We start from the raw sequence: 12,126 nt of genomic DNA, 5'->3' as shown, positions 1-12,126 counted from the left end.
TCTGTCATTAACTTATTGTTATCCCGGCTGATGACTTTTTCGTCACAATAACCAGCAGGTCACTGATTCTGGAATGTGGCCAGCCGCTGCCGTTGCCGCGAGTACTGACGCTGAAGCTCAGCGTCATCCTTCCGCTACCGGCTGGCATATCCAGTGTTTGCGAAAAAACGGCCGGTACACCTATGCTTGTCTCGTTGTATATCTCCACCCCGTTTTTCCTGACAATCAGCGTACAGGCATCCCATATGTCGTTACTGGTCTGGCTGTTATACGCTGCCCCATGAAAGGCAATAGCAGGAATGGAAACCTGTCGGTCAAAAGACTGATCATCGTCAATCACGACCGTCAGCGTCCCGTTGGCGTACCGTTTTTCACCTGTGTTGGGTATACGGAAGTAAGGAAACTCCCTGCCCGCTGCCTTAACAATATCCCCAAGAATGCGCTCGGCCCGGAGCGTCCCTTTGATGGTGCAGTTTTCCTCAATTGTCACATTGTTGAGAGCGCCAGAGTTCGCGCTGATATGACCGCTGATATCCGCATTACGGGCAGTCAGCCTGCCGTCAGGCGTCAGCGTAAAGGTCGGCGGGTTTCCGCCGCTGGTGATGCTCGGCGCTGTCAGATATTTGAGGAATACCTCGTTCATAAATATCTGGTCACCCTGCATCACGAAGGCGGGAGTTTCATTGCCATTCGCCGGATTGATAAACGCGATACGGTCAGCGGCTACCAGAAACTGGCTCAACTTTCCCTCTTCCGTGTCTTCCATACTCAGGCCCAGACCAGCCACATAGTGCTTCCCGTCTTCGGTCTGCTCTATCTTCACGCCCCACATGGCATTCCATTTGCCGTTCGCGTCCTGCCACTCTTTGGAAAACTCATCCAGTCGGCTGGCGTTGTCTTCCGTCAGCTCCACCTTCTCCAGCAGTTCTTTCCCCAGGTGGCTTTCGGTGATTTCCCCTTTGAAGAAATCCAGGTAGCCCGCCGCATCATTGCTGGCCTGGCCTTTAGCCTCCACGAACGCCGATTTCCCGACCTGGTTCACGGCCCGGATATAGAAGTAATAGTCCTTGCCGGGTTTGATACCGCTGCTGGCCGCAATCCAGTACAGCGCCGTGCCGAGATAACGCGCATCGCTTTCCACCTGGCGGATATCGGCAACCTGCGTATCCGTAAACCAGAACTCATACTGCACCGTGGGGTCATATACCGCCTGGCGCGGGGTGGCGGTTATCTGGAAATAGCCGGGGGTCAGCTCAACATAAGACGGTACAGCCGGCGCAGCGATGCTGAAATCCGTGCTGGCGGGGTCGCCCTGCTGGCCCTGGCTGTTCACTGCCCGGACGGTAAGGGTGTAACGTCCCGGAGACAAGTTGCGGAAGGTGTGCTCCGTTTCGCTCAGAGTCAGGCTGCTGGCCAGGCGGTCGCTGTTATCTTCCGCTTTCACCGTCAGGCGCAGGGAGAAGTTAACGCCTTTCACCACGCGCGGCGTATCCCAGCGCGCCCGCGCCTGATACTGCCCGTCCTCTGCCAGAATCTCCGTGGTGAGATGCTGCACGGCTGGCGGTGTGTTCGTGATACTGGTTCCGGGCAACGGATCAAACTTCGCCCCGTTGTCCACGATGCTCTCTTTCTCCGGAACATGCTGCACGGCGGTGATGGCATACGTCCCGTCATCGTTCTCCCGTATAGCCACGCAGCGAAACAGGCGTTGGCGCAAGGTCGGCAGTTTCAGCCCCCACACGCTGTACGCCGCCACCCCCTCGGGTAACTGGCTGACGGTCACGCGGTCCGGGGCGGGATGCGCGGTGACCGCGACGGTAACAGGCTGGCCATCGCTGCCCACCAGGTTCAGCACCACATTGCCGCCTGCCGGTATCTCCACCTCACGGTCCAGAGTAAGCGTCCGGGACAGGCTGTCGACCGACAGGACGCGTCCGCCCACGGTCACACCGGCATAATCACTGTCGCAGACCTCAATGATATCGCCGGGAACGTGGCGAAGTCCTTCGGCCCCCACGGAAAAATCCACCGTCTGCGTTTCCAGCAATTCGGTGGTGATGGCCCACAGTCCGGCGCGGTGCGCCTGCCCACGGCTGGTACAGGCGAATGCATCCATCTTCAGAACGTTGCGACCGTAGCGCCGGATGGCAGCGTCGTTTTCCACCAGTTCGGTGGACGTTTCCCAGCCGTTGTTCGGGTCGGTGTAACGGACCTCGGCGGCATTGTGGCGCTCTTTCAGTGCGCTGAAGCTGTAGATGAACGGCGCACCGTCAGCGGGCATCACCACATTACTCTGCGTATAGGTCCAGACTTTATCGGCGGGCCTGTCCTGCACAAACGTCAGGGTGCTGCCGTTCCAGACCGGCATGCAGCGCATCAGGGAACAGAAATCCCCCAGCACGTCCCACGCCTTACGCTGGTCCGTCAGATACGCATTGCAGGTGATGCGCGGCTCTGTCCCGCCGAAGCCGTCCGGCACGGACTGATCACAATATTGCGCGATGGCGTACAGCGCCCACTTGTCCACATCGGCAACACCAATGCGGCTTCCCATGCCATAGCGCGGGTGGGTCAGCATATCCAGCACACACCAGGCTGGGTTATCTGTCCAGGCGGGTTTGAATGTCCCGTCCCAGAGTCCCGTATACGTCCGTTTTAACGGATCGTAATTTGACGGCACCTGTACGATACGCCCGCGCAGGAGATAGTTTCGCGTGACCTGCTGGCTGCCGAACTGCTCCGCGTCCACCTTTACGCCGATAACAGCGGTATTCGGGTAACGTTGTTTCACATCGATGATTTCGGTATAGCCCGACCACACCGTTTTGTTCTGCAGCAGGTCTGTCGTGCTGTCATCAGTGAGGCGCAGCATGCGGACTTCAAACGGCCGGGGCGGTAAATCATCAATCACCACGGATGCCAGAAACTGCGTGGTCGTTTTCCCCGTAATGGTGATATCCCGTTCAACCTGCCACTGGCCATCCCGGCGAAACTGAATCAGCATCTGTACGCTGGAAGGGTTACGGTCACCTTTGGTGCTGGTACTGACCAGCGACTGCACACCAAAGGTAAAGCGCAGGCGGTCCAGCGTTTTAGTGGTAATGGTGCGGGTCACCGGCTCTGACTTCTTCACCTCCACTCCCAGCAGGGTTTCCGCACCGGAGTCTTCGAACCCCTCCATCGCGGTCTGCTCATCCTCCCCCACGCGGTAAACCACAGTGACACCGTGAACCATCGCATTACCGTCGCTGTCGAGGACCGGCGTTTTGTTAATTCTGACACTTTTCAGCCCGTCCACTGGACCTTCAATCGGTCCCTCGCAGATGGCATCAACAACGGTCAGCATCTGGCTGGATTTCAGGTCGTCAGGAGCCTCATGCGGCGTTTTACTGCTGCCACCACCCTTACCCATAATCTGTTCCCTCTGAAACGAAAAAACCGCCCGGAGGCGGTTCTGTGCAAATATAAATATGCTGCAATAATATCAGCGACCGATGATCACCACCTGCCCGCCACCACCTTCATCCCGTGTGCTGATTTCCTGGGAAATTGTGCGGGAGCCGACCAGCATTTCACCGTACAACACCGGCAGGGCATTACCCTGTGCCACCATGTTGTCCAGTGACGAAAAATACGTGTTCTGTTTGCCGTTATCGGTCTGCCTGGACGAGGGGATTTTTGCCTGCGGCGTCAGCATCTGCGCCACACCGCCCAGCATCATCGCTGCCCCCATAGAAAACAGGACCGAGGATGCCGAAATAGCACCGGCAGATAACGCGGATCCCCACAGAGCGAGGCTTCCCCCCGCCGTAAAAAAGGATGCGCCGATTGCCACAGCACCCAGCACCACCTGGAACAGACCACCGGATTTTGCCCCTGCCATACGCGGGACAATATGAATAATGGCCCCGTCCGGCAGCGGCTCATGCAGACGGGCTGACAGGCTGGTTTCATCCACATCCAGACCTGCAATGCGTATCTGATACCAGCCATCATTCATTTTCTGCCGGAACCCAGGAATCTGCATGGCCAGCGCGTAAATGGCCTCGGCCCCCGTTTTTATACTGAGGCTGAAGCGGCGACCAAATCGTTGTAAATCCCCGTGAAGGCAGACTCGTGCCATGCCCGGTGTCGCCATATCGAGTGTGTGCGGCGTTGCCATTTGTCGGTATACCTCTCGCGTTTACTGAGCTGATCAGGAATATGGTGCAGCAGTTCACCGTCGCCACAGTAAATCGCGGCATGGTTGGCAACCGATGAACCAAAACAACAAATCAGAATGTCTCCGGGCTGGGCCTCTGTGGCATTCACCCGGTAAAAACCGGTCGCCTCCAGATTATCCAGATACAGATTATCTCCCTGCTTCCACCAGTCCTCCTTCCGCGCAAAATCCGGCATCTCAATACCCGCCAGATGGTACGCATCGCGGAACAGGGTGTAACAGTCCGTCACGCCATGCTCAAATGCCCGCCCGGAGAGAAACGGCATGCAGCGAAATTTGTATATCCGGTCATCGCAGACCAGCCACCACGGCAGGCCACTCTGTACCTGCAGGCGGCGATCAACATCGCTGAGAAACGGCTGACCATCGGGATGGCTGTGGACCAGGGCCACCACATCCCCTGCCGTCTTCGCCTGAAGGTAATCTGCCGGATCCATGCTGAAATACATTGTCGGTTCAGCGGAAAGATTCTGGCAGGGAAAATACCGATCCCCGGCAGGCGTGTTTACCACCCAGCCGCACGATTCAGCCGGCGCGCATGCAGCGGCATGCGCCAGGAGTGTTTTGTTCATGGGTGTATCCATCAGGAAAGACGGTTAATGGAGAGGAAGCAGCCGATGCGCGGCAGGTTATTACGCAGCTCGCAGCCGGTACGGCATTTGCTGCAGGCATCTTTTGCCGGGTCTGCCGTGGGCTTATCAAACTCATCCGCCACAGGCGGCCCGGCATAGCCACACTCCTGCGAACGGTAGGTCCAGTTGCAAACATCAGCCAGCATGATCCGCGCCGGAAACACGCTGCCGTCCGTTTCGGTCGGTGTGGCCAGCACGAAGGTCGCCGTGGTGGCTTTCAGCTCCGACAGCTGTTCTATCACCCAGCGGCTGACCACTTCCTGTTCCGGGTCGGCCTCCGGATTGCCGCCTGTAAAGTTCACCGCATCGAGAAAACGGGCGTATACCACGCGCCTTACCACCGTTGCCCCCACCAGGCTCTGCACATCTTCTGCGAGTCCCGTGACCATGCCAAACAGGTTCGACACCGCCAGCGTCGGTCGGGCAGATGTCCCTTTCCCTACAAGGTCGAATCCGGTTCCCTGTATCGGGTAAACGTCATACTTCCGGCCCTGCCAGGTGACCGGCTCGCCCTTCTCGTTCGCTTCATTTGAAAAATAGTAACGCTGGCCACCAAAAGCCGTCAGGTCGATTTCCCACAAATCAATACGGGCAGACTGCTCGGTTTTCGTGGTTTCGTTGAGGGTGTTCTGAGGAATATCCTGCATAAGGATCCTTAAGCAATAACCTGCTCAAATTTACAGCTGAAATCAGAATACGTGACGTTGTCCGTAACAGACCATTCCCGGCAGACAACTTTAATCGTGCGATTGTATTTTGGCGGTCGCCACAGAAAAGCTTTATATCCTCCGTGCTCCGCCAGAAACGCTTCAAGTGCGGTGCGGGAATTGTCCGACGTGATACGGAAAACAGGCTGGAAGTTAATTAACTGATGGTTGAGTCCGGTCGGACGACGTTGCTCATAGCCATCCCCAAATTTAATGGTTGTCACCGAAGGGGAAACAGACGACTGCATCCCCTCCCTGGGTGCCCAATGAAAGGTTTTCACTTATCCTCCCGCCAGCATGCCGCCATCGCGGCCCTGAGTTCTCAGGATGCTCATGACACGCGTATCAATCATCTTAACCAGCATCTGTGATGCCTGCGGCCCTATCTCCCCGTTTTGCCCGTCATTCTGAATGGCAATGTGATACACAGGTGAATAAGCAATCCCCCCATTCATACCACCACCAGAGGAACCCGGGTCACCCAGCGCCCTGACACCCAACGTACCGTCAGTCGTTTTCGCCAGAGGCATAATGGCTTCCGGACCAGCTTCACCAAACACACCTGCTCCCTTTGCAAAAGCAAACAGGGTCGGGCTGTCATAGATGCCGTTGTTGTAGGAACTTAATGAGGGCGAATCATAGACACCGCCTTTCGCATTAAAGCTAAAACTGCTGCCAAAACTGCTGATGGCCGTGCCGGTACTCGCGGTGGCTGCGCCGCCAAAAAGACTGCCGCCGATGCCCATAATGGATTTCAGGATGGTGTTGGTAATCAGCGCCTGCGCCGCCATATCGACAAGGTTTTTAATCACCGACTGAGTCAGGGAGGAAAACAACCCGATCATTCCGTCCCGGAGTGTCTGCGTCCCGTTCAGCATGCCGGTAAGCATGTTGGAGGTTCGCTCCTGAGTGGTTTCCATCAGGCCGATAGCAAGGCTGTTCAGATTCCTCTGCGATTTATACAGCTCGACCGCTGTCTGGTACTGTGCATCCGCAGAATCCTTGTCAGCCTTTTGCTTCAGCAGTTCGTACTGCTCTTTGTTGATCGCATCGTTCTGGTAAAAAGCCTGCAGCAGTGACTGACGTTCAGTCAGCTGATTACGCAATTCAACAAGAGGATCAACCGTGCCAGCGATATCAATCAGAGGGGCAGACATTGCCGCTGCCTGTGCCTGTAACAGTTCGCGGGCCGTACTTTGCGCCAGCGTAATTCTGGCCGTCTGGTATTCCTTTTCATCCAGAAGACGGGCATCCAGGAGCGACTTCAGCGCCTGGCTCGCTTCGCGCTCTTTCGTCAGAGAGGCTCTGGCCGGCGCATACTGTTCTGCCAGCTCGAGGCGCTGTTTCTGATAATTTTCAGCATTCAGCAGCAGCGTCTTCTGAATATCAGCTTCACTGGCTCCGTCCGTGCGGGCGGCTTCAAGGAGTTTTCTGGCGCTTTCCTGCTCCTGCAGGTTGATACGTCCGAGACTTGAGGCATGCGCCGCTTCAATTTCACGCCGCAGTTGCTCATACTGGTTAACCTTCGCCTTTTGCCCCTTACCAGTATCCCCGCCTTCCCCGGTCCAGGGGGTATCGGGTTTATCGCTCCCTGTTTCATTCCCTGGTTTATCCGGCTTCGGCGTGGGATCGGTTTTCCCGGATTTAGCCTGTTCTATGGCCTCTTTGACAATTTTTTGCCGTTCCTTGAGGAGTTTTAACCCCTGCTCAACGGCATCCAGATCCCCTTTGTAGCGGGCTTTGTCGTTCTGTACGCCTTTAAGCTGTCCAAACGGATCGAAGCCGCTCAATCCATCAATACGGCTGTCCGCATCCTGAATTTCCTTAATCAGTTTATTTCGCTGAATAACCTGATTCTCAAACTGTTCATCAATGTCCAGCTGCTTCACGTTGAGCTGGTTAAGCGACAGTTTTTTGAGTTCTTCATTCGTTTCAACGACAGCATTTTTCAGGTCAATCGCTGACTGACGGGCATTCTTTGCCTGATTATGGAAATAGAGCAACGCCGAACCGGCCAGCATCGCCGCCCCCACCGGACCGCCAACAAGTGCCAGCGCCCCTCTGGCCATACCTACTGCTGCAGAGACTGCGCGGGCTGAAACGGAAAGCTGTTTATTGGCAGCATTCAGCTGGTTCTTTGCCTGGGTGGAGAGCAGTGTCTGCTCGGTTTCCTGCCGGATTAAGCGGTTAAATTCGCTCTGATAGCTGACATTCAGATTATGAAGTCTTGCTGACTTCTCCATTTCCCGATAACGCCCAAATTCTGCGTTATTCTGTGCCAGCGTGGCGGCGGTGCTTTCCAGCGTTTTTCGCGCCATATCGGCCTGCGCCATCGCGCTGGCCCTGACTGCCTGCTGCTGCTCCACCCAGGCACCGATGTTGCCCCTGATACCTGCCGTTAGTTTTGTCGCCAGAACAGGAATCAGCGTATACAGCGCAACGTTGGCGACCGTATTAAAATTATCCGTCAGGCCATTAATGGCATCGGTAACGGTCTGAACACCACTGCGCAGCGGGCCGTTTCCGCTCTGCCCTACCTTAATAATCAGACCTTCAAAAGCCGAAGTCAGGCTGAGAAGATCGCCGTTCAGGTTATTTACCCTGATTTCGGCCTGCTCATGCGCGGTCTGTGTACCGGTCAGGGCGGCGGTCAGCGACTCCACCTTCTCGCGGTTCTGCACCAGGATGGATGCAGCGCTGAGGTTTTCCACCCCGAACAGCTTCACGGCCTGCCTGGTTGACAGGTTTTTCCCGGCCAGGTTCTCCAGCGCCTGACTCAGCCCGACAACAGAAGGCTTCAGGGTTTTATCGGTTCCCTTCTCCAGATTCAGGATCACGTTACGCAGCGCGGTCCCGGCTTCGCCGCCTTTCACCTCGCGCTCCGCCAGTACCTGTATGGCGGCATTGAGGGTTTCAAAACCCACGCCAGCCTGTGCCGCTGCCACCCCGCCATTTTTAATCGCAGCAGCCGTGTCGGCTATCTCCGACGAACCAAATTTCGCGCCGGCAGCCAGCACGTTGATATACCGGTCGGCTTCACTGGCTCCCGCGCCAAACTGGTTTAATGACAGGGCTAGCGTTCGGGTGGCATCCGGAAGCGTGGTACCAGCGGCCTGGGCCAGCGTTAACGCGCTTTTGGTCGCCGCCGTCAGCCCCGCAGAGGTACTCAGCAGTTCAGGCTTTGCCGAAGCCATCAGCTTAATGGCCTCAGCGGCCTGTGATGCGCTGTATTCCGTTGTGCGGCCCATTTCCTGCGCCGCCTGATCGTACAGTTTCATCTGCGCACTGGTGGCACCAGTGATGGCCTGCAAATCCGACAACGACTGGCTGTACTGCCGCGTGGTGCTGATAATAGTGCCCAGCGATAATCCCGCCCCGGCAAAACCTGCCAGCCTGCCAGCCAGCCCCGATACCGAAGCGGAAACACGCTTATAGGCATCCTCCGTCTTTTTCGCATCAGCCTGGGCATTGCGGTTAAACTGGCGTGACTGACTCTCAGCGCTGCCGTAGGCGCTCATCAGCTGCGATTTAAAGTTCGCTGCATTCAGATGCAGCCCAACGGCAAGAGAGGCAACGTCACCCATTACATTAATACCTTCATGACTGCCGCACACTGCGCATCCAGACTCTGGTTCGCTGCTGCGGGTGATTTAACAGGGGGCGGGTTATTGTCAGAACCTTCTGGCGAAGGCTTTTTGAAAATGCCCTGTTTGAGGAAAAAAGCACGCCAGTGGAAAAGCGTGTCAGCCGGAAGCGCCGCAATTTTTGACGGGTCAGGCTCGCCCCAGCGGTCGGCCAGCCAGAAAATCAGCTCCAGCAAGGGCGAGTCACTCAGTTTTTTTCGGCGGTTTCCAGCTTACCGATGGCGTGTTTTTTCACTTTGTCGATGGCATCCAGAAGCACAACGTTATCGTGTGCCGCCAGCAACTCCTTCGCCGTGGGTTTGTCTTTGGCTTTAATTGGCGAGCCGTCAGGCTGAACCAGGCTGTCGATAACAATCTGTACGCTCAGCTCAGACGCCATGCGGGCATTGCCAGAGGTCTGCGCCTCGATGAGTGCATCTTCATGATCAATAAGCTCAGCCGCCGTCAGCCGACGCAGGTAAACCTTTGTGCCTAAAATTTCAGTTTCAGTCGGCGTGGATTTCGTTTTGAGCAGTGCATTTTTCAGTGCGGAGAGGCTAAATTCAGACATGGTGTATCCTGTTTTTCAGACGAAAAAAAACCGCCCGGAGGCGTTGTGTAACGGGAAACGGATTACGCGCCGGCATCTGGCGCCGGGGCGGCGATCCCCCATTTAATGTTGTTTTGCTTACCCTGCACCGTAATCTGGATAACTTCACTGGCAGGGGCGGTGATTTCGTTCATCTGCCAGCCTGAAAGCGCAAGGATCATTGAAGCCGTTCGTTTGTTCGGCAACTCAACATAAAACTGAACGGTCTTACGCTGTTCTGCAGCATTGAGGAACGCGGTGAAATCTTCGTTTTCCGGGTCGTCAATGAATCCCAGCGATTTCTCCGGACCTTCAGGCAGGTCTGACACCGACTGCTTACTCTTGTCCAGAAGGGTGGTACAGTCGACAAATCCTCCCGTCTGACCTGTCGCGCCCAGCGCCTTACAGTTAATCAGAGGTTTCAGCGCAGCCACTGCGGCCCCTACTTCGCCAAACTTCACCACCGTCCCGGCAGGAAGCATTGCGTACTCAGGGGATGATTTTGGCGTGTTATTTTCATCAGCCATAATGATTCTCTCTTAAATAGTGGGCAGCGGTTGCTACCTGTTCTGAATGCCATTGCGGATTTCTACGGTCAGAATGCGCAGAACCTGCTGGACGTTGTAATCCAGTGCCGGACGGATGAACGGTTCGGCGACCTGTTTCACCGTACCGAACTCCTGAGCCAGGGCTTTCATGTAATGCTTTTTGCTGGGGCCAACCCGAAGGGTGACCACCGTATTTCCGCGACCTTTCCGGGTGGATGAGCGAATTTTGATGGAATCACGCATACGCTCTGCAGAGGACGCATCGTCGAAGCCAGCATGTTGTTTCATGTCTTCTTCAACCACTTTCAGCGCCTCACGCCCTGCATCACGTAACACCTTCGTGCCGACCTTTTCACCGAGCGCAGTAAGCTGCCGCTCCAGCTCGTCCAGCCCTTTTACGTCCATAGTGATCATGGTGAGGCGTCCCGGTAGTGAAAGGTGAAATCCCGCACGAGCCGGTACTGAATATTGCCGCTGGTCAGTACCGATTTACTCTGCTGTATTCCACCCCGGACCACATTCTGCACGGGAACCCCCTCCAACTGGCCATGCACGATAGCAGTCCATTCCGCGCTGATTTTCTTATCCAGCTGTAAAAGGCGGGTGTAGTCATTAAGCAGATGAATCGCTATCTGGAAGCGGCCCGCAATCAGGCCTGTGCGCAACAGTCCGGCGTACAGTTCCGGATCCGAGATACACTGGTAAGTAATCCCCTCCTGCAGCTCATCAGGCAGAAGCAGAGGGTAAACATCCAGCCCGGTCAGGCGTTCAAGTGCTGCCTTTAATGCCAGCTCGATCATGACGTGCGTCTGCCTCCCCTGTGATGATGATGCGGTCCGCAAGACGTTCGACGTTACGAACGGTATAAACCCGGTCAGACGTCGTTATTTTCCAGTCGATATCAATATTCAGGTTCGGATGAGTGGAAAAAAGACACGTTTCAACAACCTGCTGTTGATCCAGTGTGCGGACCTTTCTGCCCGACACCAGTTCGCGCTTCGCCCAGGCTTTCCCTGTCGCGACCAGTTGCTCCGGCAGATGTTCACCCAGCGGCCCCTGGCCGGATTGCATATACCCAATAGAAAGACGGCAGGTCATCTCTTCCGGCTTCAGGCTCATACGGTGTTCTCCTGCAACGGAAAAAGAAGATGCCGGACCGCAGCCGTCTCCAGCCACTGACCAGTGAAACCATTCAGATACGCATCCCCGACCAGATACTGCATGGCCAGCTGGATATCTTCATCCGCCACAAAACCGCGTACACCTTCCGGCAGCGCCTGCAGTTCGTCATCGCTTCCCACCAGTTTGCAGTAGTAGTCACGTTCAATACTCTTCTGCGCAGCCGCCACCATTTTAGTGAGCATGCCGTCATGCTCCGTGAAATCCGGCTCCAGACGGAGCTGGGTTTTCACGTCATCCAATGTCAGTATCATGGTCATCGGCTCCCTTGCGGGGACTCAGCGCCTTTTCCGCATCTTCTGGCCATACCGCAATATGGCGTTCAACCAGTTTTTCTGCGTACTCAGCATCAAAACAGGCCGTATCACCGCGTGAATAACGATGATAGGGTCCCAGGAAAAAAACCGCTTTCCGCGCCACTTCTGCTCCCGTCAGGCCCGTGGCCCCGTTTGCTTCACTTCCGGTCAGTTCAACACCGGCATTATCTGAACCCGCTGCAGTATTCTGACCGTCATCCCCGTCCACTGAATTTTCCGGCGTCAGTTCATCCGGCTTTTTCACATCCCCGGCAGCCGCTGCCGCTGCTTTTGCCGCTTTCGTTGTCATCGTTTTGCTCCTGAAAAGAA

General features: G+C 55.8%; 14 protein-coding genes. All 14 read right to left on the bottom strand.

The window, feature by feature from the left end:
- Positions 1–7 precede the first annotated feature (7 nt).
- Complete coding sequence (gpJ, locus tag OGV71_RS11335) at positions 8–3,412, bottom strand: phage attachment tail tip protein J (RefSeq protein ID WP_286533227.1); 3,405 nt, start codon at positions 3,410–3,412, stop codon at positions 8–10.
- Positions 3,413–3,484: 72 nt separating this feature from the next.
- Positions 3,485–4,162 carry a tail assembly protein gene (locus OGV71_RS11330; RefSeq protein WP_071993038.1) on the bottom strand — a complete coding sequence of 226 codons (678 nt, stop codon included), beginning with the start codon at positions 4,160–4,162 and terminating at the stop codon, positions 3,485–3,487.
- Positions 4,060–4,794: a C40 family peptidase gene (locus OGV71_RS11325; RefSeq protein ID WP_286533225.1), complete on the bottom strand. Its 735-nt coding sequence runs from the start codon at positions 4,792–4,794 to the stop codon at positions 4,060–4,062. Before OGV71_RS11325 ends, OGV71_RS11330 begins: the two co-directional genes overlap by 103 nt.
- Before the next feature lie 11 nt (positions 4,795–4,805).
- Positions 4,806–5,501, bottom strand: coding sequence for a phage minor tail protein L (locus OGV71_RS11320; RefSeq protein WP_032949489.1), 696 nt, complete (start codon positions 5,499–5,501; stop codon positions 4,806–4,808).
- 8 nt (positions 5,502–5,509) lie between these two features.
- Positions 5,510–5,842 carry a phage tail protein gene (locus tag OGV71_RS11315; RefSeq protein ID WP_032949490.1) on the bottom strand — a complete coding sequence of 111 codons (333 nt, stop codon included), beginning with the start codon at positions 5,840–5,842 and terminating at the stop codon, positions 5,510–5,512.
- Positions 5,843–9,145: a phage tail tape measure protein gene (locus OGV71_RS11310; protein WP_286533224.1), complete on the bottom strand. Its 3,303-nt coding sequence runs from the start codon at positions 9,143–9,145 to the stop codon at positions 5,843–5,845.
- Positions 9,145–9,381, bottom strand: a complete 237-nt coding sequence (locus tag OGV71_RS11305) for a hypothetical protein (protein WP_286533223.1) — start codon at positions 9,379–9,381, stop codon at positions 9,145–9,147. Before OGV71_RS11305 ends, OGV71_RS11310 begins: the two co-directional genes overlap by 1 nt.
- An 11-nt stretch (positions 9,382–9,392) precedes the next feature.
- Entirely contained in the window at positions 9,393–9,755 is a 363-nt protein-coding gene (locus OGV71_RS11300; RefSeq protein ID WP_032949492.1) for a phage tail protein, read from the bottom strand.
- 62 nt (positions 9,756–9,817) lie between these two features.
- Entirely contained in the window at positions 9,818–10,300 is a 483-nt protein-coding gene (locus OGV71_RS11295; RefSeq protein ID WP_044700555.1) for a major tail shaft subunit, read from the bottom strand.
- Between the two features lie 33 nt (positions 10,301–10,333).
- Positions 10,334–10,735: an HK97-gp10 family putative phage morphogenesis protein gene (locus tag OGV71_RS11290; RefSeq protein WP_286533221.1), complete on the bottom strand. Its 402-nt coding sequence runs from the start codon at positions 10,733–10,735 to the stop codon at positions 10,334–10,336.
- Positions 10,732–11,121, bottom strand: coding sequence for a hypothetical protein (locus tag OGV71_RS11285; RefSeq protein ID WP_286533219.1), 390 nt, complete (start codon positions 11,119–11,121; stop codon positions 10,732–10,734). The genes OGV71_RS11290 and OGV71_RS11285 overlap by 4 nt, the downstream gene beginning before the upstream one ends.
- Entirely contained in the window at positions 11,090–11,440 is a 351-nt protein-coding gene (locus OGV71_RS11280) for a head-tail adaptor protein (protein ID WP_286533217.1), read from the bottom strand. The genes OGV71_RS11285 and OGV71_RS11280 overlap by 32 nt, the downstream gene beginning before the upstream one ends.
- Positions 11,437–11,754 carry a head-tail connector protein gene (locus OGV71_RS11275; protein WP_032950890.1) on the bottom strand — a complete coding sequence of 106 codons (318 nt, stop codon included), beginning with the start codon at positions 11,752–11,754 and terminating at the stop codon, positions 11,437–11,439. Before OGV71_RS11275 ends, OGV71_RS11280 begins: the two co-directional genes overlap by 4 nt.
- Positions 11,735–12,106 carry a hypothetical protein gene (locus tag OGV71_RS11270; RefSeq protein WP_087052746.1) on the bottom strand — a complete coding sequence of 124 codons (372 nt, stop codon included), beginning with the start codon at positions 12,104–12,106 and terminating at the stop codon, positions 11,735–11,737. The genes OGV71_RS11275 and OGV71_RS11270 overlap by 20 nt, the downstream gene beginning before the upstream one ends.
- Between the last annotated feature and the right edge of the window lie 20 nt (positions 12,107–12,126).

It is taken from the genome of Citrobacter sp. Cf088 (genome assembly GCF_030334295.1).
GTDB classification, from domain to species: Bacteria; Pseudomonadota; Gammaproteobacteria; order Enterobacterales; family Enterobacteriaceae; genus Citrobacter; species Citrobacter freundii.
The sequence above is the reverse complement of the archived record's forward strand: the minus strand, read 5'-3'. Positions and strand labels throughout refer to the sequence as shown.

Bases quoted from the DNA above. Each gene is read 5' to 3' on its own strand.
- OGV71_RS11290 (WP_286533221.1), bottom strand. From the start codon at position 10,735: ATGATCACTATGGACGTAAAAGGGCTGGACGAGCTGGAGCGGCAGCTT.
- OGV71_RS11280 (WP_286533217.1), bottom strand. From the start codon at position 11,440: ATGAGCCTGAAGCCGGAAGAGATGACCTGCCGTCTTTCTATTGGGTAT.
- OGV71_RS11275 (WP_032950890.1), bottom strand. From the start codon at position 11,754: ATGATACTGACATTGGATGACGTGAAAACCCAGCTCCGTCTGGAGCCG.
- OGV71_RS11300 (WP_032949492.1), bottom strand. From the start codon at position 9,755: ATGTCTGAATTTAGCCTCTCCGCACTGAAAAATGCACTGCTCAAAACG.
- OGV71_RS11320 (WP_032949489.1), bottom strand. From the start codon at position 5,501: ATGCAGGATATTCCTCAGAACACCCTCAACGAAACCACGAAAACCGAG.
- OGV71_RS11325 (WP_286533225.1), bottom strand. From the start codon at position 4,794: ATGAACAAAACACTCCTGGCGCATGCCGCTGCATGCGCGCCGGCTGAA.
- OGV71_RS11295 (WP_044700555.1), bottom strand. From the start codon at position 10,300: ATGGCTGATGAAAATAACACGCCAAAATCATCCCCTGAGTACGCAATG.
- OGV71_RS11330 (WP_071993038.1), bottom strand. From the start codon at position 4,162: ATGGCAACGCCGCACACACTCGATATGGCGACACCGGGCATGGCACGA.
- OGV71_RS11310 (WP_286533224.1), bottom strand. From the start codon at position 9,145: ATGGGTGACGTTGCCTCTCTTGCCGTTGGGCTGCATCTGAATGCAGCG.
- gpJ (WP_286533227.1), bottom strand. From the start codon at position 3,412: ATGGGTAAGGGTGGTGGCAGCAGTAAAACGCCGCATGAGGCTCCTGAC.
- OGV71_RS11270 (WP_087052746.1), bottom strand. From the start codon at position 12,106: ATGACAACGAAAGCGGCAAAAGCAGCGGCAGCGGCTGCCGGGGATGTG.
- OGV71_RS11285 (WP_286533219.1), bottom strand. From the start codon at position 11,121: ATGATCGAGCTGGCATTAAAGGCAGCACTTGAACGCCTGACCGGGCTG.